This is a genomic window from Sphingomonas echinoides ATCC 14820 (assembly GCF_000241465.1).
In the GTDB taxonomy this organism is placed as follows: Bacteria; Pseudomonadota; Alphaproteobacteria; order Sphingomonadales; family Sphingomonadaceae; genus Sphingomonas; species Sphingomonas echinoides.
This window is the reverse complement of record NZ_JH584235.1, coordinates 1,784,293-1,805,159: the sequence shown is the minus strand read 5'-3', so window position 1 is coordinate 1,805,159 and position 20,867 is coordinate 1,784,293. Positions and strand designations below refer to the sequence as shown.

Annotated in this window: 18 protein-coding genes; 11 read left to right on the top strand and 7 right to left on the bottom strand. The window is 62.2% G+C overall.

The genetic code is table 11. The annotated features are described in order from the left end of the window. Window positions 1-13 precede the first annotated feature (13 nt). From ON00_RS08480 to ON00_RS08470, 3 genes are all read right to left on the bottom strand, one after another. On the bottom strand, window positions 14-775 hold the full coding sequence (locus ON00_RS08480) for a molybdopterin-dependent oxidoreductase (RefSeq protein ID WP_010404932.1): 762 nt from the start codon (window positions 773-775) through the stop codon (window positions 14-16). A 3-nt stretch (window positions 776-778) separates the two neighbouring features. Further along, window positions 779-1,393, bottom strand: a complete 615-nt coding sequence (locus tag ON00_RS08475) for a cytochrome b/b6 domain-containing protein (protein ID WP_010404929.1) — start codon at window positions 1,391-1,393, stop codon at window positions 779-781. An 80-nt stretch (window positions 1,394-1,473) separates the two neighbouring features. Continuing rightward, window positions 1,474-2,034: a fasciclin domain-containing protein gene (locus ON00_RS08470; RefSeq protein ID WP_010404927.1), complete on the bottom strand. Its 561-nt coding sequence runs from the start codon at window positions 2,032-2,034 to the stop codon at window positions 1,474-1,476. A 507-nt stretch (window positions 2,035-2,541) separates the two neighbouring features. Here ON00_RS08470 and ON00_RS08465 point away from each other — a divergent pair. Next, window positions 2,542-2,865: a hypothetical protein gene (locus ON00_RS08465; RefSeq protein ID WP_010404924.1), complete on the top strand. Its 324-nt coding sequence runs from the start codon at window positions 2,542-2,544 to the stop codon at window positions 2,863-2,865. A 12-nt stretch (window positions 2,866-2,877) separates the two neighbouring features. Here ON00_RS08465 and ON00_RS08460 read toward each other — a convergent pair whose 3' ends face one another. Next, a complete protein-coding gene (locus ON00_RS08460) occupies window positions 2,878-3,501 on the bottom strand; it encodes a TetR/AcrR family transcriptional regulator (protein WP_010404922.1) in 624 nt (207 codons plus the stop codon). 40 nt (window positions 3,502-3,541) lie between these two features. Then, on the bottom strand, window positions 3,542-4,186 hold the full coding sequence (locus ON00_RS08455; protein WP_010404921.1) for an RNA polymerase sigma factor: 645 nt from the start codon (window positions 4,184-4,186) through the stop codon (window positions 3,542-3,544). A 224-nt stretch (window positions 4,187-4,410) separates the two neighbouring features. On the opposite strand from ON00_RS08455, the gene ON00_RS08450 reads away from it, so the two are divergent. The 5 genes from ON00_RS08450 to ON00_RS08430 all read left to right on the top strand — a co-directional run bounded on the left by ON00_RS08450 (window position 4,411) and on the right by ON00_RS08430 (window position 13,035). Beyond that, window positions 4,411-6,645: a TonB-dependent receptor gene (locus tag ON00_RS08450; RefSeq protein WP_010404920.1), complete on the top strand. Its 2,235-nt coding sequence runs from the start codon at window positions 4,411-4,413 to the stop codon at window positions 6,643-6,645. A gap of 136 nt (window positions 6,646-6,781) precedes the next feature. After that, the gene (locus tag ON00_RS08445; RefSeq protein ID WP_010404919.1) at window positions 6,782-7,801 is read left to right on the top strand and encodes a Ca2+-dependent phosphoinositide-specific phospholipase C; all 1,020 of its coding nucleotides are present in this window, start codon (window positions 6,782-6,784) and stop codon (window positions 7,799-7,801) included. An 8-nt stretch (window positions 7,802-7,809) separates the two neighbouring features. After that, window positions 7,810-9,042: a histidine-type phosphatase gene (locus ON00_RS08440; RefSeq protein WP_040601973.1), complete on the top strand. Its 1,233-nt coding sequence runs from the start codon at window positions 7,810-7,812 to the stop codon at window positions 9,040-9,042. Window positions 9,043-9,255: 213 nt separating this feature from the next. After that, complete coding sequence (locus ON00_RS08435; RefSeq protein ID WP_010404915.1) at window positions 9,256-12,039, top strand: TonB-dependent receptor; 2,784 nt, start codon at window positions 9,256-9,258, stop codon at window positions 12,037-12,039. A 354-nt stretch (window positions 12,040-12,393) separates the two neighbouring features. After that, on the top strand, window positions 12,394-13,035 hold the full coding sequence (locus tag ON00_RS08430) for a phage tail protein (RefSeq protein WP_010404914.1): 642 nt from the start codon (window positions 12,394-12,396) through the stop codon (window positions 13,033-13,035). Here the strand turns inward: ON00_RS08430 and ON00_RS08425 are convergent. Further along, on the bottom strand, window positions 13,032-13,322 hold the full coding sequence (locus tag ON00_RS08425; protein WP_010404912.1) for a DUF6916 family protein: 291 nt from the start codon (window positions 13,320-13,322) through the stop codon (window positions 13,032-13,034). The genes ON00_RS08430 and ON00_RS08425 overlap by 4 nt on opposite strands. A 102-nt stretch (window positions 13,323-13,424) precedes the next feature. Here ON00_RS08425 and ON00_RS08420 point away from each other — a divergent pair, with 102 nt between their 5' ends. The 5 genes from ON00_RS08420 to ON00_RS08400 all read left to right on the top strand — a co-directional run bounded on the left by ON00_RS08420 (window position 13,425) and on the right by ON00_RS08400 (window position 19,034). Then, on the top strand, window positions 13,425-13,985 hold the full coding sequence (locus ON00_RS08420) for a GNAT family N-acetyltransferase (RefSeq protein WP_211207119.1): 561 nt from the start codon (window positions 13,425-13,427) through the stop codon (window positions 13,983-13,985). Between the two features lie 144 nt (window positions 13,986-14,129). Continuing rightward, complete coding sequence (locus ON00_RS20555) at window positions 14,130-14,366, top strand: hypothetical protein (RefSeq protein WP_154651302.1); 237 nt, start codon at window positions 14,130-14,132, stop codon at window positions 14,364-14,366. A 178-nt stretch (window positions 14,367-14,544) separates the two neighbouring features. Continuing rightward, the gene (locus tag ON00_RS08410; protein ID WP_010404904.1) at window positions 14,545-15,216 is read left to right on the top strand and encodes a TetR/AcrR family transcriptional regulator; all 672 of its coding nucleotides are present in this window, start codon (window positions 14,545-14,547) and stop codon (window positions 15,214-15,216) included. A gap of 79 nt (window positions 15,217-15,295) precedes the next feature. Next, window positions 15,296-17,806, top strand: a complete 2,511-nt coding sequence (locus ON00_RS08405; protein ID WP_010404902.1) for a TonB-dependent receptor — start codon at window positions 15,296-15,298, stop codon at window positions 17,804-17,806. Window positions 17,807-17,870: 64 nt separating this feature from the next. Next, window positions 17,871-19,034 (top strand): CehA/McbA family metallohydrolase, encoded by a 1,164-nt coding sequence (locus tag ON00_RS08400; RefSeq protein WP_010404900.1) that lies wholly within the window; start codon window positions 17,871-17,873, stop codon window positions 19,032-19,034. Between the two features lie 74 nt (window positions 19,035-19,108). Here the strand turns inward: ON00_RS08400 and ON00_RS08395 are convergent. Beyond that, window positions 19,109-20,867, bottom strand: a 1,759-nt coding sequence (locus ON00_RS08395) for a TonB-dependent receptor domain-containing protein (RefSeq protein ID WP_010404899.1), incomplete at its 5' end; no start/stop codon positions are given.

The window sequence follows — 20,867 nt, the reverse complement described above, 5'->3', positions numbered from 1 at the left end:
CGCGGGCTTTGGCTCAGAGCCCGCTGAACCAGTTATAGCCGTACGTCTCCCAATAGCCGCCGGTATAGTCATTGCCGATCGCGATCTCGCCAATGTGCTTGGGGTTCTTGAAGCCAAGCTTCGTTGGCACGCGCAACTTCATCGGGAAGCCGTGCTGGCGGGGCAACACCGCGTCATTCATCCAGAAGCAGAGCTGGGTTTGCGGATGGAGCGCGGTCGCCATGTCGATCGAGGTGGTATAATTGTCGTCGCAGCGGAAGGTGACGTATTTCGCGTGCCGATCCGCCCCGACCCGCGCCAGAAAATCGGAAAAGCGCACGCCCGTCCATTTGCCGATCGCGCTCCAGCCTTCGATGCAGACGTGGCGCGTGATCTGGGTGAAGCGCGGCAACGCATAGAGTTGGCGCAGCGTCCAATCGTCCTTGCGCTCGACCAGCCCGGTGACGTTGAGCAGGAACTCGCGCGGGTCGATCCGCGGGGCCAGATCGGGCGAATTGGGCGTGTAGAAGGAATTGAACGGAAACGGGCGGGTGATCATCCGCGCGGGATATTCGCGCGCGAGCGTATTGGGGTTGAACAGCCAGGCCTGCGCGCGGTCGTTGAAGTCCGACATCGCGCCGAGCACGCGCTCGGCGCTCAGGCCGTCCACCACGTCGCAGCCGCTCAGCATCGCAAGCGTGCCAAGCCCCAGCGCGTTGCGCAGGAACAGCCGCCGCGTCGGCACATCGAGGCCGCGCGCGGCGTCGCTCAGGATATAGCGGGTTTCGTCGTTCATGGCTTACGCCCCCCGGATCATCGCGAGCAGGCTGCGCGGCACCAGCAGCGACATCGCAACATGGACAAGCAAGAAGAGAACGATGCCGCTCATCGCCGCGAAATGGACGATGCGGGCGACATCGAAATCGCCGAACAGCCAAGTCAGCCAGCCGAACTGCACCGGTTTCCAAATCGACAGGCCGCTAGCCACGACCAGCACGCCGAGCGCGATCACACCGGCATACAGCAGGCGTTGCACCCCGTTATAGACCGACAGATCGGCATGACCGAGCCGACGGCGCAGCGCGGCGATCCCATCGACGACTGCATCGCGCAGGCTGATCGGGCGAAGTTTGCGCGCAAACCTGCCGCTTACGAAACCATAGACCAGGTACAGGATGCCGTTGACGAACAGCACCCACATCGCCGCGAAATGCCATTGCAACCCGCCGATCAACCCGCCGCCGAGCGTGATAGCGTTGGGGAAGACGAATGGCGCGATTGGGTCCGCATTGTGGATCGCCCAGCCGCTCAGGATCATCACGATCATCGCAACCGCGTTGATCCAGTGGCACAGCCGCACGATCAGCGGGTGGATGGTCACACGGCGTGGTCTGGCGAGGCTGCGCGCTGTCATGTCAGGATCCTGCGCCATCGAATGAAGAAAACTGGGGGGAAGCGCAGGAGGTTGGCCTCCCCCCAGGTCGGAGCAATGCCTTACGGGAGTAGCACTGCGTCGACGACGTGGATCACCCCATTGCTCTGGTTGACGTCGGCGATCGTGATCGTCGATGTGCCACCCTTGGAATCGGTGATCTGGAGACGGCGGCCCGCCATGGTGAAGGTCAGTTCCTCACCCTGGACCGTCTTGAACATTGCGCGGCCATTGCCGGCCTTGATCTTCGCGCGCAGCGCGGTGGCCGACAGCTTGCCCGGCAGCACGTGATAGGTGAGGACCGAGGTGAGCTGGCCCTTGTTTTCGGGCTTCAGCAGCGTCGGAACGGTGGCGGCGGGCAGCTTGGCGAAGGCGGCGTTGGTGGGCGCGAACACCGTGAACGGACCGGGGCCCGACAGCGTCTCGACCAGACCGGCGGCCTTCACTGCGGCGACCAGCGTGGTGTGATCCTTCGAATTCACCGCATTCTGGATGATGTTCTTGTTGGCATACATTGGCGCACCGCCAACGGTGACCGGCGCGGGCATCGCCATTGCAGCGGTAGCGACGCCGGCAACGCTTGCCGTGGCAAGCATGATCGAAGCAAGAATGGTCTTGTTCATGAAAAAATCCTTCAATGTTGCAGGATGATGAAATGTTCAGGCAGTAAGTCTAAAGATGCTGAGGAACGCACACGTCATCTGTGCGACCGGAGGAAGCAGGATCTTAGAAATCTGCCCGCCGATGCCCTCATTACGGCCGCGCACTGACCGTGGATGCACAGGCTTCGCAATTTTTTGGGCGGGTGTTGGCGGTAGCCGCGAAATTTCCGCGGGCATGCATCCAAACGCCCGAGGACTTCCGTAGAAAAAGCGTCAGCCATGTCGGCCTGACATTGCCGATCTGTCCCAACCCCGGGGATCGGCATTTGTGATCGGGGCGCATACCGGGCGGACGCAACCGCTTCCCCCGATACGGGAGCGTCCGGCGGTGTGTGCGTTTGTCCGGAATACGGGGAGCGATGCTCCCCGTATTTTCGTCCCCAGCTTCGGAAGCGTGATGTCTCCGCCGTCGCTGAACATCCTATTGCCGAGGTCGCTTTAAATTTTGTTGAAAATTACCAAATATAGATGGCGTATGGCGTGATGGAAAAGCAAATCATGCCTGGCCATATGGCGATCCCGTCGTTCAGGAATGCGACGTCTCTTTTACCGGAACAGGCGCTGGCGCTGGATTTTGTTTTGGGGGTGTTGCGGGAACCTTTGCTCAACCGGGCAAAGGATCGGTTGATCGACGATGCCGTGTTTCGAGATCTTGTTGACGGTTACCGTGCCGTACTCGATTCGCTGGTCTCGCCCGCTGCGACGGGGCGAGAGGAGGCCGCGTCCGAGCTGCCATCGCCGGACGTGTGGGCGGCGATCGAGGCGCGGCTTACCAAGTCCGCGAACGGATGAGCGGAGCCCTGCTCAAATATAGTCGGCGGGCAGATCCGGCTCGAGGCCACGGCGGATGGCGTTGATGGCGTTGACCACGCTGCCATGCACCGCATGCGCGTCATATCCGAGGTTGTAGCGAAGGAAGACGAAATTCTCGGTGCTCATCAGCGTCAGCATCGCCGACGCCACGTAATTGCGCATCGCATCGCTCAGTTCGGGATGTTCGTTGCTGAGCATCCGGTTTAGGTTTTGATAGCCAAGGTCGTACAGTGGCTTGCGCAGCTCGCGCCCGATTGCCGAGAGATACGTCTCGCTGACAATCTGTCCATCCTGTTCCCAGGCGCGATACCGCCCTTCCAACCACGCGAGCAGTTCGTCGATCGTTCGCGGAAGCTGGATTTCGGGCCCGCCGACCGCGCGTTCCAAATGCCATTTGATAAAGGCGCGGATCAATTCGTCGCGCGTGCGGTAATGCCGGTAAACGGTCTGTTCGGTCACTTCGGCGACGCGTGCCACTTCGGCGATGCTCACCGCTGCGAGATCGGCATCGCGGATAACCGAGCCGACCGCTTCGAGGATGATGAGCGACGTTTGCTCTTTCAGGCGCGCGCGGAGCGGGCTTTGATACGGTGCCTTGGCGGCGTCGTTCGTCATTCTCTACCAAACCTGCCAGTATCGCGGTCGAAAGCACCGATCATGCTAGCGCCTTTTCCGCCGCATTTGCCACCCTTGCGTCCGGGGGAAGGTCGGTGAGGGCGGCATGCAAGCGGCGAAGGCCGCGCTGCACACGGGCCTTGGCGGTGGGGGTCGGCACGCCGTCCAGCTTGCCGACTTCGTCATGCGTCCAGCCATGGACGACGACGCGGCAGATCGACGCGCGTTGCTCGGGCGAAATCCGGGCCAGTGCCCGGTCGAGATCGATGCGGTCGGTGACCGGCTCCGGCGCGATGGGCAGGTCGGGCAGGGCGTCGGTGGTGGTCTGGTAGCGGGCGATCGTTCGATCGTGCCGAAGTCGGTCGATCGCCGCGTTGCGGAGTATGCGCAGGATCCACGTCGCTGCGCTGCCGCGCGCCGGATCGAACTGCGCGATATTGCGCCAGATCCGGACATAGGTTTCCTGGAGCACGTCTTCCGCCGTGTCGCGCGTCGAGAGGATTGACAGTGCTTTGGACAAGAGGCGCGGCGCGGTCATGTCATAGACCCGTTTGAAGGCGCGTTGGTCGCCGTGACGCACCCGCAAGAGCAGCAGCCCGAGCGGATCGACGTCGGGTTGGCGTGATGCGCTGTCGCCATCGACAGGCGTATCTGCATCGTCGCGCGCGCTTACCTCGTCGAACATGTCTCAGCCTCCGCTTATGTGCGGCGGCACTACCCTGACCGTGTCGAACGACTCATCGGGGTGGTGATGCCAACTCCATGTTAGTATAACTAACATAAAGGAGGTGACAGTCAATCGATTTGTGGTGCCTCTTAGGGACGACATATGGCGAGCGCCGGTCGCGCCCTTTCGCACCCCGGAGGCCACCGTTATGATGCGTGGCGCGGGGGCGAGACTCAAAGCGAATGGCGGGCGGCACAAACACGCAGAGATTGCTGCTGCTGGCGGGTGCGTGCCGCCTGTTCGCGGCCTGTGGCGCGACCGATGCCTTGGCGGCCGAGCGGCAGGTCGACATCGTCGTGACGGCGCGCAAACGCGACGAAAAGGCCGAGGATGTCCCGGTGGCGCTTACCAAGGTCACAGGAGAAGCGCTCGATCGCCGCAGGCTTTACCAGATTGAGGACCTCAAACAGCTCTCCCCCAGCCTGAACATCAGCTATTTCAACCCGCGCGGAAACTACGTCTCAATCCGCGGTATCGGTCGCAATCCGGCTAGCGATGGACTGGAACCCGCTGTCGGGATTTTCGTCGATGGCGTATATCTCGGGCGGCCTGGCATGGCCGCCTATGATCTGGCGGACATCGACGCTGTCGAAATTCTGCGCGGACCCCAGGGCACCGTGTTCGGCAAGAACACGACGGCGGGGGCAATCGTGATCACCTCCAAAGCGCCGACCTTCACGCCCGAGGGGAGTGCCGACCTATCGGGGGGAACGAATGCCTATGGGCAGCTGCGCGGAACGGTATCGACCGGGCTGATCGACGATGTGCTCGCGGCGCGCGTGTCGGTGTACCACACCGGGCAGCGCGGGTGGATCAACCGGATCGACAACCCCAGTCCTCTGAATGGCACCGATCGGACCGGGGCTCGCCTCCAGTTTCTGATCGAGCCGACCGCGCGCCTTCGGCTGCGCCTGATCGCGGACTATCATGAAGAGCAGGACAGTTGCTGCAGCCTGGTCGCGGGCTCGTTCGGGCCACCATCGGCGACCTATGTGGCGCGCGTGGTCGCTGCTGGCGGCAGTGCGGTGCTGGGTGGCGACGCCTATCGGACCAGCGTGAATGCCCCCACATTTGTGCGCGTTCACCAAGGCGGGATCACTGCCAATCTGGTTTATGATCTGGGCGCGGCCGAGGTTACCGCCATCACCGGCTATCGCGAATGGCATTATCGCGCGGGCTTTGACGGGGATCTGTCGAGCGCAGACGCCTATGCCAACGCCGCCGTGCCGACCGACGACTGGCAATTCAGCCAGGAGCTTCGCATCGCCAATCGGAGCGGCGGCAAGATCGATGTGACGGCGGGGGTGTATTATTTCCGGCAATCGCTGCAATCGGCGCTGCGCCTTGTCTTTGCCGGGAAAGCGGCGAATTTCCTGGGCAATACGATCGCCCCGCCGCCCTTTCTCGCTGCCTTTAATGGCACCACCAGCTCGACCGAATCCGACCTGAACGCGCAAAGTGCCGCGGCGTTTGTGCAGGGCACCTGGCACCTCGATCCCAAGCTCGCGCTGACGCTCGGTGTGCGCGGCACGTATGAGCGCAAATCCGGCGTGATCGATCGTCCGGCCAATGCCGCGCAGCCAAGCTATCATCAGGCGCTGGCGGTTGAGGAAGTCGATCCCTCGGGCACGTTCGCGCTTAGCTATGCCTGGTCTCCCGACCTCCATCTGTATGCAAGCTATGCGCGCGGGACCAAGGCTGGCGGGATCAATCCGATTGTCGCGACGGCGCAGGACGATCAGATCGTGCGGCCCGAGCATGCCGACAGCTTCGAGCTTGGCCTGAAATCCACCGCGTTGCGTGGGCAGCTCCATGTCGACCTTGCGCTTTTTTATACGCGCATCGGCGATTATCAGGCGACGCTCAATCGCTTGTTCGGGGCGATCCTGACGAATGTCGGGCGCGTGTCGACGCGGGGCGTGGAAGTGGAGGCGCGTTGGCGGGCAGCACCGGCCTTCGACCTTGCCATGACGGCGGCGTATAATGATGCGCACTATGATAGCTATCGCACCGCCCCGTGCCCGCCCGAGGCGGCGGGCGCGACCGCTTGTGATTTGAGCGGTGCTCCGTTGGCGGATGCGCCCCGCTGGATCGTGAACGCATCGGCACAGTATAGCCGTCATGTGCGGGCGATCGGGCTGGCGTCGATCGGGTTCGACTATGGATACCGGTCATCCTATTTCGGCAATATCGACAACAGCCGTTATTCGCGGTTGGGAAATGTCGGCATCGCCAACGCGCAGCTCGGTTGGACGAGCGACCATTCCGGGACCACCGTGCAGCTGTGGGTCAAGAACCTGGCCGATATCCGTCACCTTGAGAGCTATCCGCTTGGCGGGGCGACCCTGTATGGGGCCTATTTCGGCACGATCGGCCTGCCACGGTCCGCCGGGCTGACGGTGCGCCAGCAGTTCTGACTGCGGCCGAGCCATGCGATGGCGCGGCGTATTTTTAAAAGGCACCTGTCATGGCGACGTCATTGCCGTGTGGTGACAGCGGCGGGGCTTATCCAAGCGCCCGCCGCCCGGTGGGAAGCTGTCAACGAGAAGGTGCATGATAGTGTTTAGACTCGTTGCTGCTTTGCTGGCGGCGTTGTGCGCGATCGGACCGGTTGCCGCGCAGGCACCGGACCAGCGTCTCAACGCGATGCGCGTGCTTGGCTCGCACAATTCCTATCGCCCCGAATTGACCGAGCAGACGTTGGCAGAGCAGCGGCGCATCCTTGGTGCCGAATCCCCGGGCGTGGAATATGGCCATCCGCCGATTGCGCGGCAGCTCGACCTCGGGCTGCGCCAAGTCGAATTCGATCCGGTTGCGGACTCATTTGGCGGTCTGTTCGCCGCGCCTTATGTTGGCGACGCCGCCAGCTTTGCGGCGATGCGTCGGCCCGGTGCTAAAGTGTTGCATGTGCCGTTTGTCGACCGGCACAGCCTCTGCCTGACGCTCAACGCCTGTTTCGCTGAAGTCGCGGCGTGGTCACGGGCACATCCGGGGCACACGCCGATCACGGTGCTGGTCAATGCCAGCGACGGGCAGGGCGACAATCCAATCATGCCGCAGTTAATGCCCTTCGACGCAAAGGCTTTGGCGGCGATCGATGCAAGCGCGCGCGCGATTTTTGGGTCCGCCCGCCTGATCACGCCCGATCAGGTGCGTGGGCCTTGGCCGACCTTGCGCGAGGCGGTGTTGCACGGCGGCTGGCCGGGGCTGACGGCGGCGCGGGGCAAGGTGCTGCTGGTGCTCGACACCAATGATCGCGTGCTCGACGTCTACCGGCATGGCCATGCCGCATTGCGCGGCCGCGCGATGTTCGGCACCTATCCCGAAGGCGACGCGGAAGCCGCCATCCTCAACATACAAAATCCGGTTGCGGAGGAAGAGCGCATTCGCCGGGCGGTCGCGCAGGGCTTTATCGTGCGCACCCGCGCCGATTCCGACACGGTCGAGGCGCGGCGCGGGGACTATCGCCGGTTCCAGGCGGCGTTGCGGTCGGGCGCGCAGATCATCAGTACGGATTATTATCCGGGCGCACCCGATCCGCTGCATCTCGGCTTTACGGTGCGGCTGCCATGATGCGCGGCATGACTCTGGCGATTGCCGCGCTTGCGCTTCTGTTCGGTGCAGGCGGCGCGGCCGTCGCGCGTGCCCGTCCGCAGTTCACTGTGGAAAAGGTGGTATTGCTCTACCGCCACGGCGTGCGCGCACCGTTGGATACGGAGGCGGCAATCGATGATCTTGCGCATGCCCCCATGCCGGCCTGGCCCGTCGCCCCGAGCATGCTCACCCCGCGCGGTGCGGAAGCGCTGCGGCTGATCGGGGCGTGGCGCAGACGGCAGTTCGTGCAAAGCGGGCTGTGGCGCGGGCAATGCCCGGGCCCGCGCGATCTGACGATCTGGACCAACACCGCCGCGCGCACCATCGCCAGCGGCGCGGCGCTCGCCAACGGCCTGGCACCGGGATGTGCCGTGCCGATCGGCCATCTCGCGGACGGGCAAACCGACCCGCTGTTCGAACCGCTGCATATCAGCCCGCTGCCCTTTGACGGCGCGGCCGCGCTCGCCTCGATCCAGGCCTATACCGGTGGCGTGGCCGCCATGACCGCGCGCCATATCGCGGGCTTGCGCGAGATCGCCCATGTCATCGGCTGCGACCGGGGTGCTGCGCCGTGCGATCTGGCGGGCGTGCCGGCCGAGGTTCGCGTCGCCGATGACGGCCGCGATATCGCGCTGACCGGACCCATCCGCCGCTATTCCGGCACCGCCCAGATCTTGCTGCTCGAATATCTGGAGGGGATGCCGCTGTCGCACGTTGGCTGGGGGCGGACCAGTCCGGCCGCGGTTACACGGCTGGGTGCGCTCCATGCCGCGCTGTTCGATGTCTATGCGCGGACGCCTTATATGGCGGCGCGGGTCGCGGGGCCGTTGGCGCTGCGGATCGCGGCGACCCTGCGCGATCCTGGCGCGGCCAAAGTGAGTATCTTCATGGGCCACGACACCAATGTCGCGGCGCTATCGGCCATGCTCGGCGTGCGCGTGGCGGCGCGCGGCTATGCTGCTGGGGATCCGCCACCGGGCGGTGCGCTCGGGATTGAGGTCCTGCACGATCGGCGCGGGCGGCGCTGGGTGCGGCTCTTCTTCGAAGCCGCCGATCCGCAGCAGATCCGGCACCTCGTCCCATTCTCCGGCAACGAGGCACCGGCGCATCGGATTTTGGTCCTGCCGTCCTGTCGTGGGATCCGTGCCGCCATCAAGCAGCGCGGTCTCTGCCCCTTGGCCGAAGTGACGCGGTTGATGGAACAAAACGCCGTCGGTTAGGGCACCGCCCGGACGCGGTTCGCAAACAAGCGGCGTCATCCTTACGAATGATTTATTTTGTAACGACACCGTAACGAATCTGACGCGGCGTTGCACCCGCGCTGACACACCCCCCTGTTAGGCGGCCCCGACCGATCGGCTTTGTACGTCGGTCGGACCAAAAATCATCCATTGGGGGTCGTTGTGAACCATTGTCGTTTTACGTTTAAATCCATGCTGATCGCATCGGTCTTCGCGATGCCGATCATGGCGCACGCGCAAAGCACCAAGCCGACCGATGCCGAGCCGGAGACGACGGGCACCAAGACCATCGTCGTCACGGGCAACCGCAAGGTTGCGCAGACCACAGCGCAGGAACAGGTGGCCTCGCCCAACGCGATCGCCGTGCTGTCGCCCGAGACGATCGAGCGCGCCCCCGATGTGAACATTGCCGAAGCCCTCGCGCGCTTGCCCGGCGTGTCCGTGTTCAACGGCGGCCAGGGCAACACCAACAGCGTGTTCGTCGATATCGCCGGTCGCGGCCAGGGCAATTACGTCTCGCTGCGCGGGATGGCGGCCGAATATAACATCAACCTGATCAATGGCGTCGAAGGCGCGCAGGGCATGCCGTTCAGCCGCCAGGTGCCGCTCAACCTGTTGCCGCCCAGCGGCATGCACCGCGTGGTCGTCAACAAATCCTTCCTCGCCACCGAAGACGGCGGCGCGATTGGCGGCTCGATCGATTTCCGCACGCCGACTGCGGCGGATTTCGAGAATAGCTCGGCGCTCAACGTATCGGTCACCGGTCGCATCAACACGCGCGCGCGCGATTATGGGCAGAAGTCCGACGGTGAGACTGCTTCGCTGGAAGTCGCGCACGGCTTTGGGGAGTCGAAGGCCTTCACCATTTACGTCGGCGGTTATTATGACCGCTCCAACTTCACCAACACCATCATCGACGGTGTCTATCCGGCGGCGACCAACGGCCAATGGGCCTATGCAAGCCAGAATAAGGACGGCACCAGCGCCTCGGGTCTGTCGCCTGCGCAGAATCTCACTTCCACCGGGGTGAATGCCGGGTTCACCCAGGGCACCAACCAGCGCTACGGCGGCAGCCTCTCGCTCGATTGGACCCCAAGCGACACCCAAAGCTGGTATCTGCGCGGCACCTATGCCCAGAACGAGATCACGCAGAATTCCTATTATGCGCAGATTTACGGCGACAGCGTCGGCCAGACCCAGATCGGCACCAGCGGTGTATATGCCCCCAGCATCGGGCAGATCCGGCCACGCTATTACTTCACCACTTCGCCCGAACAGGCGTTGCTGGCGACCGCGCAGTTCGGCGGCAAGCTGAAGCTCGGCAAGCTGACGCTGCAGCCCAATGTCTTCTTCAGCTATGGCGAATATAACGCGCCGGACCATCAGGAAATTTCCGCGCGCAAGCCCAATAGCGGGACCGCGATCCCCTATAGCGGCTCGACCATGTTCACCTATCAGAACGGCATCCCGCTGCTGATCGGGTCGGCGGCGCAATATGCCTATATCAACGACATCGCCAATTATAACGCGCGCCGCTCAGGCGATCTTTCGGCCGAATTCAGCCATCAGAGCAAATATGGGGCGAAGTTCGACGCGGACATCGATGTTGATAGCGGCTTCCTGAAGACAATCAGCTTCGGTGCCAAATATCGCGATGCGTATCGCAAGCACACCTATAACGATTATTACACACCGCGCGTATACAACGCGGCTGGCGCTGAGGTGAACTGGACGACCCTGGGCATCTTCGGTGGCACCGTGGGATCGATCGTTCCGGGAGTTTACAATTTCGCCGCGCCCTTGATCAACCGTGGTGCGCTCGACCAGGTGTTCAACAAAGCGATCCTTGCGACCTACGGCTCCTTCGCCGCCGCCGATGACAGTTGCAATGATCCCAATCCCGCGATCAAGAACGTCAACAACCAGAATTGCAACACGCAAACCGGGCATGAGCGGATCACCTCGCTCTACGCTATGGGGACGTTCGAGACCGGTCACGCCGAAATCCTGGCGGGCCTGCGGTATGAGCATACCGGCATCACCAACACCTTCTGGGTGCTGCCAACCGACGGGACCGGTGCCGAAATTGCGGGCAACTTCGCCTCGAGCAAAACGACCTATGACAAGGTATTGCCGAGCCTCGCGCTCAATTATCGTCCAACTTCGGGCAGCGTCTATCGGCTGTCGGTCTCGCGGTCATATGTTGCGCCGTCCTTCTTCCAACTCGCCGGCGGCCAGCGCATCAATCGCTCCAGCGGCGGTGCCGAAGCGGGCGGCACCACCTCGATTACCAAGGGCAACCCCAATCTGAAGGCGCTCGATTCCACCAATGTCGATGCGTCCGCCGAGTTTTCGAGCGCTAAAACGTCAGGCTCGATCAGTGCCTTTTACAAGCACATCGAAAACTTCACTTATTCGCGGGTGAACAGCTTCACCAATGTCACCAGCTCGAAGGAAAATGGCTCGACCACCATTTCGCAGCCGGTCAACGGTGGCGCGGGCGATGTCTACGGGCTGGAACTGGCTGCTTCGACCGTGCTTGATCCTGCGGCCAGCATTCCAGGCCACTTCATCCTGTCGGGGAACGTTACGCTGGAAGGATCGAGCGTCGATCCCAAGGGCGGCTTGTCGAGCAACGAACGTCTGCTCAACCAGCCGAACCTGACCGGCAACGCGCAATTGTCCTATGTGCTGGGTACGTTCCAGGCCGATCTGTCGTATCGCTATATCGGGTCCTATGTGTACCAATATGCGGTGATTGACGGGAAGAGCGACCTCGATGGCTGGGTGCGCGCCAACAGCCAGCTCGATCTGCACGTCGGCTATCGCTATGGCCGCGCCAAGCTCGAAGCTGCTTTGTCGAACCTGACCAATCAACGCAGCTACTATGCCACGATCGGGCGCAACAGCTCGACGATCGGGTCGATCGTGGACTCGGGCCGCACCGCGACGATGAAGGTTTCCTACCAGTTCTAACGTGAAAAGGGGTCCTACGGACGGACCCTAGCAGGAACGGGGCAAGTCGGCGGTCTTCTGGCCGATCGGCTTGCCCCGTATCCGCAATTGGCGCGGATGGATTTCCGCAGTGTAGCGCACTCTGCGCGTATAAAGCGCTTAATATTCATAGACTTTATGTGCGACATTACATGGTGCACCGCACCATGATACGCGATCTGCGTTCAAATTTTCGCGGTATCGCCCATTACACTTGCGTACACACCCGCCTTGGTCGCATTATTTGCAGGCCGCAGTGTATCGAGCGGATTCAAGTAGCGTCGCGTACCTTTGTTTCTTGTCCTGTATAATCTTAACAAAACAAGGAGAATCAGTATGTCCGACCCTTTTATCGGCCAGATCATGCAGGTCGGCTTCACCTATGCACCATTAGGTTGGCTGCAATGTGCCGGGCAGATTTTACCGATTTCGCAAAACCAAGCGCTGTTTGCGCTGCTCGGCACAAATTTCGGCGGTGACGGCGTCAACACCTATGGCATTCCAGATGTCCGCAGTCGCGTCATGGTCGGCACGGGCCAGGGGCCTGGCCTGTCCAACTATATTGTTGGGGAAACGACCGGTGACGAAAACAACGTGCTGACCCTCAGCAACCTGCCCCAGCACAACCACACGGCGGTGTTTCATGGAACAGCAGGGGCGACGACGGCATCGGGCACCCTCTCGGTCCTGACCGCAGCCACGACCACGCAAGTGACGAACGCTCCAGCTGCCGGAAGTCAGCTTAGCAACGGGTTCCCCAATAGCGGCCCGGGCGCGGTTAAAGTGTATGCGCCCGCCGGATCCGGCACGACCGCAGTCAATATCGGCGGGCTCACGGTGACGGGTGGTTCCTTCACCCCGCAGGGAACGGTCACCACGGGTTCAACGGGTAACAACTTCCCTGTGCCCAACATTCAGCCATCGATCGGCATCTTCACCATCATCGCGACTTCTGGCATTTGGCCGACGCGCCCTTAACAAAAGGTCGCCTGATACAGTCGGGGCTGTCCGGGCCTCGGCTGTAACTGGCTTATGGCAATGGGGTAGGGGCCGCCCTTGCCACAATCGAACTCATAGGTTTCATCGAGCAGATAGACGGTTTCGGGCGATTCGAAGATGAGCGTAAAGGGTTCGCGGAAGTGGTTGACCAAATGGCTTTTGCGGTCGATCTGCAGCAGCCGCACTTCAACGGGTTCAGGCACCGTCAACACTCGCACCGCTTTGCCCACCCAAGGCTCAAAATCCTCCGCCGCCGGCAGTTTCATTGTCTTTCCCCTATGCGTTGCTTTGTCGCCACTGCGATTGCCCCTGCAATGGTAAAGCCTGCAAAGACGGGCGCAACCATTCAAACGCGCATTGATCGCCCATTGCCGCGTTTTCCCGATCCGCGCGCCACGACGCCCGCGCTGACGCCGATGCTGGCGGCAGCGGGGGTACGGCTCCGGGCGGCGGGGCGTGACGATCTTGGCTTTCTCCGCGCGCTGCACCGCGCGATCAGCGCGCCCGATTTCGTGCTGGCGCCATGGGGCACCGAGGCGCGCGAGCGTATCATCCGCGAACAGTTCGACCTGCAGCATCGCCATTTTCTGAAAGCCTTCCCGCGCGGCGACTATTGGATCGTCGAGCGCGTGGAGGGCGATACGGTGGCACCGATCGGGCGCTATTATCTCGATCGTCACGGTCCCGTGTGGCACGCGCTGGAGATGAGTTTTCTGCCGAACAAGCGCGGTTTTGGCGTGGCCTTGCTCCGTTGGACCAAGACCTTGCTCGCCGCAGCGGGCGGCCAGGGCTTTGATTTGCATGTCGCGCATTCCAACGCTCGTGCGCGGGCGCTCTACCTTAAGCTCGGTTTTCGCGACGTCGACCCGCCGCTCGATTTCCACCAGCGCATGCTGTGGCTGGCGGGTTCAGCGGACCGGGAAAGATGAGCGGCTATTGTTGCGGATGGCGTTGATAGGGCGGAAGGTCTTGCTCTACGCATGCAGGCAGGGCCTAGGCGGCGTGGATAAATTCAAAGATATAACCACATAACGGGCAGCCGCAGGATGGCGCTAGGCGGTCGAGAGGGCGATATGGATAAAGATATGGCTCGAATTTTGGCCAATGGTGGGACCGCTGCCTCCCGTGAATTGGTGCGGTTGTATGATATTTTGAAGCATAATCTGCCGGAAGATACCGATCTTCGGAAAGGCATAGCAGCGGCGCTCGCCGAAATAGGGCTGCTGGTTATTCAACCAGCGTTTGACGCTTGGCCGGAGTTGCAGGAAGAATTTGAGCTTCGGCTGAACAAGTATGGCGTAACCACCTGACCGATACCGTTGACGTCGGGCGATCCTGCAATGGAGGTCGCGCCCGCTGCGGATGCCCTCCGCACCCATGGTCCGACGGCGGTTGAATCTCCGGAAACGATAGTTATCAATATCGCATTGCCCTTACGGTCCGATCGTGAGAAGGTCGCAGGCCGGTGAGCGCGGCGGGAGAGATGGGTTGAGCAATCATCGCAAGCCGATGCAGGAGCGGTCGCGCAAGACGTATGAGCTCCTCCTCTCGGCCGCGGAATCGCTGCTGGAGGAAGTTGGCATCGAGCGGATTTCGAGCAACCTCATCGTTCAGCGCGCCAAGCTGACCTCCCCCGCTTTCTATCGATATTTCGATGACAAATATGCCGTGATCGAGGCGCTGGCGGAACGACTGATGCAGCGCCAGAACGAAGCCCTGACGCGCTGGATCGACCGCTATCAGGATGCCGGATACGATACGTTGGTCGACCATGTCGAAGATCTTGTCCGCGAAATGGACGCGATCACGGGGCAGCAGCCGGGCGCGATCTGGATCATGCGGGCGCTGCGCGCGGTGCCGAGCCTCGCGCATATCCGCCTGGCCTCGCATCATTTCGTCACCGATCTGATGACGGATGTGTACGCAACCTATCTGCCTGACATCCCCCGCGAGCTGATCCACCGACGTACGCGGCTGGCGGTCGAGATCGCCTATTCGGTCGATGAAATGCTCAAGGAAGAGGCCGGTTCGCGGGAACACGTCTTTGAAGATCTGACCTATATTTTTCGCTCGCTTTATTATCACCCCGATTTGGGAAGGGTGCCCCCGCCGCGCGCCGCCACCGAGGCGTCCGACCTCGCCGTGTCGATCCAGGCCTGACGGGACAATTCGCGACCTGTCATAAAAACGATACCAAAGACTACCATATGCGCGTCGACACGAATCATCGGGGCGCACAATGATCCATTCCCTTGTTCATCGATCGGCGCTGGTCGCCACCTTGCTGGCTGGCACCGCGATCGCCACGCCAGCGCTGGCGCAGCACAACGCAACCGCCGATCAGGCTATGCCGACGCAGGAGGAACCGGATAAGACGCGTGTCGCCGATGGGGATGACATCGTCGTGACCGGTCGGGCGGGCACGTCGCGCCAGCGCAAGGTCGAGACGAGCTACGCAATCTCGACGATTTCGGACCAGGATCTGCGCATCCGCGCCCCGATCGGCGTTGCCGAGGCGCTCAAGCAAGTGCCCGGTTTCTATAGTGCGCCGACCTCGGGCGAAGTCGCCGGCGGCGTGCGCGTGCGCGGTATTCCGAGCGACGGCTACCAGACGGTCGCCCTGCTCGAGGACGGCATCCCGATCCAGGGCGATCCGGGTCTCGGCTGGCTCAATGGCGACCAGTCGCTGCGCATCGACCAAAGCGTCGAGCGGATCGAAGTGGTGCGCGGTGGGCCGTCGGCGATCTTCTATTCGAATGCGCCAGGCGCTGCGATCAACTTCATCACGCGAAAAGGCGGCGATACGCTCGAAGCGCTCGCGCGTTACGAAGCGGCGAGCTACAATTCGCACCGGATCGACGGGTGGATCGGCGGCCCGATCGGCGCGACCGGGTGGCATTTCTTCGCCGGCGGCTATTACCGGGCGTCGGATGGTCCGCACAATTCGGGCTACACGCAGGACCGCGGCGGCCAGTTCCGCGTCAACCTGTCCAAAGAGTTTGATCGCGGCGGAATCAGCTTCGGCGTCAAGCGGATCGACGAGCGCGTCGGCTATTGGGGCGGCGGCATCTATCAGGCCAATGTCGACGGCACGCCCAGCAATGTCGTGGGCCTCGACAATAAGGTCGATAATGTCGTCGGGCCCGACACCCGCTATTTCAATTTCCTGACGCCGAACGGTACGGTCAAGTTCGACAATGGCATTGGCAGCAGCGTCAAGCTGACCCAGCTGAGCTTCCAGGCGCATTACGACATTGCCGACAGCTTCAAGGTCGAGGAGAATGTCCGCTATCGCACGAGCTGGACGCAGCGGAACAGCATCACGCCTTACTCGGTCGCCGCGTCGGCCAGCGCGTTGGTAACCGGTGCCTTCGGCAAGCCCCCGGCGGGCACCAGCTATGCGCTGGTGTATCGCGACAGCGGCGCGGCGTTCGACCTTGCCAAGCAGAACGGCAACGGCCTGGCGTTGATCGATCTCGCGCGCACGCACACCGTGCCGCTCGACGAATTTATCACCGACACCCGTCTGGTCGGCAAGGTCGATCTGTTCGGCACGCACAACCTGGCGTTCGGCGTCTATTATGCGCGCGAGCAGGAAGATTATAACGCGCTCAGCGCCGCCGTGCTGACGGACGTCAAGCCGCATGCCGAAGTGCTTGATGCCTATCTCGTCGATGCGAAGGGCAACAAGCTGTTCAAGATCAGCGACAATGGCGTCATTCAATATGGTGCCGAATATGCCAATGCGAGCGGCAGTTCGGACAATATCGCCGCTTATGCCAGCGACGAATGGCAGCTGACCAGCAAGTTCCGGCTCGAAGGCGGCGTGCGTTACGAGCAGATCAAGACCCGCGGGCAGGTCGAAGGCACCAAGAAGGTCAATCTCGGCCAGAGCCCGACCAGCGCCGATGATTCGGTCGGCGTCGGCACCGGCGTGTTCACGCCGTTTTCGCGGAAATACGATCATGTCGGCTGGACCGCCGCCGCCAATTATCAGGTCCGTTCGTTCTTCGGGGTGTTCGCCCGCTATACAGACACGTTCCGGCTACCGGCGGTGTCGAGCTTCATCACCAACGCCAATGCGACCCCCGTCGTGCAGACGCTCAACATGCTTGAGGGCGGGGTGAAATATTCGCGCGGCAAGGTCGATCTCTACGCGACCGCCTTCCGCACCGTGTATAACAGCTACGCGATCAGCGATTATCAGAAGCTCGCCAATGGTCTGCTGTCGCCGGTCACGGTCTATGGCGATACCAAGACCACCGGCACCGAGATTGAAGGGACGTGGCGGCCGACCGACTGGTTCGATCTGCACGCCTCTTGGACGTGGCAGGACAATCGCTTCAGCAAGTTCGTCTATACCAACAGCGCCGGTGTGCTGACCGATTATTCGCACCACAAGGTCAACGGCGTGCCCGACAATACCTTCCGCATCACCCCCGGTTTGACGCTGTTCGACCGCAAGGTGCGGCTCCAGTCGGACGTCAATTATGTTGGTGCGCTCTATACCGATGTCGCCAACCAGATCCGGCTGCCATCCTATTGGTCGGTCGATTTCGACGCGCAATTCCAGATCACGCCCAAGCTGCAATTCGGGCTGATCGTGGCCAACGTCACCAATGCGTTCGGCCTGGTCAACGGCAACCCGCGCGCGGGGACGATCGACAACAGCCAGGCCGGACAGCCGGTCTATATCGGCAGCTCGCTCTACCAACGGAACTATCGCGGGTCGCTGACCTACCGCTTCTGAGGCGCGTGCGCGGCGTGACGCCCTCACGCTGCGCGCCGCTTTCGCTTTTCGAAAGGATCCTGCCGTGCGTGTTGGTCTCACCCTGCTGGCGCTTGTCATAGCGCAGACGCCGTTGCTGGCCGCTCCGGGCGATGCGCCGCGCATCGCGCCGGTTGCCAGCCTGACCGATGGCCAGTGGCTCAAGGGCGATCTCCACCTGCACTCGCGTCACAGCCAGGATTCGACCAACAATCCCGAAGCGAAGATCATAAAATTCGCCGAGGATACGGGGTTCGACTATCTCGCGATCACCGATCACGACAATCACGTCGCCGGTGACGTAGCGCACCACACCTGGAGCGACCCCGAATTCAAATCCAAGTCGGTAATCCTGCTCTACGCCGCAGAATGGACGACCGAGCGCGGCCATGGCAACGTCTTCTCGGCCAAGCCGTACGACCATCAGCGCCTGTTCGACGTGCGCGACGCGCGCGACGCGAAGACCCTCGCGGTCAAGAAAGCGCTCGGCATCCACCTTTCGGGCAACCATCCCGCCGGCAAGGACCATTGGGGCTTCAGCTTCGACATGCTCGATTCGCTCGAAGTGTGGAATTCGGCGATCTGGCCAAACAATGCCGCGGCGATTCTGATCTGGGACGACATGCTCAAATCGGGGCGCAAGCTGACCGGGCGGGGCGGCAGCGATTCGCATCACGGCACGCCCGACACGCCCGAGCAGAAAACGTCCCACACGGGCGAGCGCAGCGCCAATTATGTCGGCACGCCAACCACCTGGGTGTTCGCGAAAACGCGCAATGCCAAGGGCGTGGTCGATGCGCTGACCAACGGCCGCGTGTCGATCAGCGCCAATCCCTATGACCCGCGCGTCGAGCTGCGCGCCGATCTCGACGGGGACGGGCGTATGGACATGATGATGGGCGACAATGCGCGTCCGACCGGCAAACCGGTCACGTTTCAGGTGCGTCTGGTCGGCGGTGGCGTGGCCGGTGCGGTCTATCACGTTCGCGTGATCAAGAATGGCGATCCGCTCGGCACCTTTGACACCGACCCGGCGAGCAACGCCGTAAGCTTCGCCGACACGCCCGCCGCAAAGGGGCGCAGCTATTACCGGGTCGAGGTGGAAGGCCCGCAAACCCCCTATCCGCAAGTGCCGGTTTCGACCGTGCTGAGCGGCAAGATGATCGCGCTGTCGAACCCGATCTATTTCAACTTCGATCCCCACTTCTGACGCGCCGCAGCTTTTACCCACCCAAAAAAAGGCGGGAGCGGCCGTGCCGCTCCCGCCGAGGTCCCGAGGAGGGATTAGAAAGTCCCGCGCAACCCGACCAGAACCTGTCGACCCGGCTTATACTGGGTGAAGGTGTCGTTGCTGAACTGGAAATAGGATTTCAACGTCGCATCGGTGAAGTTCGCGACGTTTACCGTCAGTTGCGGCAGATTCTTGATGCCAAAGATCTTGTCGAGATCAAATGCTGACGAGAAATCGTACGACGTATAGTCATTGTTGAACAACGCCGCAGCCGGGATGCCGTTCTGCGCGGCACCGCTGCTTTGCGAACCGCGGCGGGACGTCGTCGAGACGCGCAACATCACGCCATGCTTCTCGTAATAGCCCGTGATATTGTAGGTGAAGGGGGCGACGCCATAAGCGATCGCGGCGCCCTTGCTCGTCTGGTCGACGATCGTCGCATTGGCGTTGAAGCCGAAGCCGGTCACGCCAATGTGCTTGGTCAGGAAATCGAGCGGCTGGACCCACTGGAATTCCAGGCCGTTGATCGTCAATTTGTCGGGCACGTTGGTCTGCGACGTAAGCTGGACCTGCGCCTGGGTTGGGCCGCCGCGCGAATTGAGCGCGATTTGCTGGGTTGGGTTCAGCGTGTCGTAGGTGATGCCATATTGCGCCAGGAAGCTGAACGGCACCGTCGTGATATTGGTGGTGGTGAAGCCGGTGATCGACTTGCGGAAGGCGTTGACGCTGATCACGCCTTCACGACCGGTATAATATTCGAAGCCGAGATCGAGATTGGTCGACAGATAGGGTTTGAGCGCGGGGTTGCCGATCGTTGCCTGGTCGGCCGAGGGTGCGCCGAAGTTGACGCCGGGTAGCTGCGCCGAGGGGTCGGGCCGGGTCATGGTGCGCGACCCCGCGACGCGGACGACGGCATGCGCGCCAATGTCGTAGGCGAAGGTCGCGGCGGGCAGCCAGTTGCGATATTCGTTGCGCGTGGTCACGCTCGTCGAGATGTTCGGATACCGGCTGCCATCGGGCAGCGAAGCACCGCCGGCCAGCGTGTTGCGCGGATCCGGCAGCGACACCGTCCCCGTGATCGTCTGGATCGTGTCGACGAAACGCAGACCGGCATTGAAGCGCAGGGTGTTGCCGCCAAGCTCCTGCGAACCATTCAGCGTCGCGAAGGCCGACTTCACAACCTCGCGGATATAGCCGCCACTTGCGCCGGTGTTGGCCGCGCCGACGGTGGGTTCGTTGTCGTGGAACGACTGATAGTTGGTCGCATTGGCGAATTTCGGGAAGTCCACCGTGACGAAACCGGCCGGTCCCGGGATCAGATAGCTCGGGAAGGCGGCATTGGGCACGAGTGAGCCGCCATAAGTGACCGGGCCGGACAACCCAGCAGTCGATCCGGTGCCATAGCCGGGATAGGTCGGGTAACCGGCGGGTGCCGCGCCGGGTGCGTTCAGTCCGACGCACGACGGCTGTGTGTTCGGTGAGGGGACGAAGACGCTCGGGTTATTGCCGCAGACCGCATTCTGCCACGCCTGGCTGTTGTCGAAGCCCTGGATCAGGCGGGATACGTCGTCAAAAGCACCGCCGACCTTGAGGTTCAGCTTGGGGCCGCCCCAGGTCAGATCGGCGCGCGCGCCCTTGGTCTTGTTGATGCGCCGCTCGTCCGAGATGTTGACGCGGGAGCCCGCGTTCCAGCCGAAGTTCGCCGGGTTGTTGAGATCGATATTCGGCGTGATCACCGGGCCGTTATCGGTGTTGGCGTAGGTGACCGTCGTGCCCACGCCGAGCGCGGTGGTCGCGCCGACCGTCGGGTGT

What these genes read in the sequence shown, in the direction of transcription:
- ON00_RS08440 (WP_040601973.1), top strand. Translation starts at nt 7,810, where the DNA reads ATGACTCTGGCGATTGCCGCGCTTGCGCTTCTGTTCGGTGCAGGCGGC.
- ON00_RS08405 (WP_010404902.1), top strand. Translation starts at nt 15,296, where the DNA reads ATGATCCATTCCCTTGTTCATCGATCGGCGCTGGTCGCCACCTTGCTG.
- ON00_RS08425 (WP_010404912.1), bottom strand. Translation starts at nt 13,322, where the DNA reads ATGAAACTGCCGGCGGCGGAGGATTTTGAGCCTTGGGTGGGCAAAGCG.
- ON00_RS08450 (WP_010404920.1), top strand. Translation starts at nt 4,411, where the DNA reads ATGGCGGGCGGCACAAACACGCAGAGATTGCTGCTGCTGGCGGGTGCG.
- ON00_RS08480 (WP_010404932.1), bottom strand. Translation starts at nt 775, where the DNA reads ATGAACGACGAAACCCGCTATATCCTGAGCGACGCCGCGCGCGGCCTC.
- ON00_RS08475 (WP_010404929.1), bottom strand. Translation starts at nt 1,393, where the DNA reads ATGACAGCGCGCAGCCTCGCCAGACCACGCCGTGTGACCATCCACCCG.
- ON00_RS08445 (WP_010404919.1), top strand. Translation starts at nt 6,782, where the DNA reads ATGATAGTGTTTAGACTCGTTGCTGCTTTGCTGGCGGCGTTGTGCGCG.
- ON00_RS08470 (WP_010404927.1), bottom strand. Translation starts at nt 2,034, where the DNA reads ATGAACAAGACCATTCTTGCTTCGATCATGCTTGCCACGGCAAGCGTT.
- ON00_RS08455 (WP_010404921.1), bottom strand. Translation starts at nt 4,186, where the DNA reads ATGTTCGACGAGGTAAGCGCGCGCGACGATGCAGATACGCCTGTCGAT.
- ON00_RS20555 (WP_154651302.1), top strand. Translation starts at nt 14,130, where the DNA reads ATGGATAAAGATATGGCTCGAATTTTGGCCAATGGTGGGACCGCTGCC.
- ON00_RS08435 (WP_010404915.1), top strand. Translation starts at nt 9,256, where the DNA reads ATGCTGATCGCATCGGTCTTCGCGATGCCGATCATGGCGCACGCGCAA.
- ON00_RS08430 (WP_010404914.1), top strand. Translation starts at nt 12,394, where the DNA reads ATGTCCGACCCTTTTATCGGCCAGATCATGCAGGTCGGCTTCACCTAT.
- ON00_RS08465 (WP_010404924.1), top strand. Translation starts at nt 2,542, where the DNA reads ATGGCGTATGGCGTGATGGAAAAGCAAATCATGCCTGGCCATATGGCG.
- ON00_RS08460 (WP_010404922.1), bottom strand. Translation starts at nt 3,501, where the DNA reads ATGACGAACGACGCCGCCAAGGCACCGTATCAAAGCCCGCTCCGCGCG.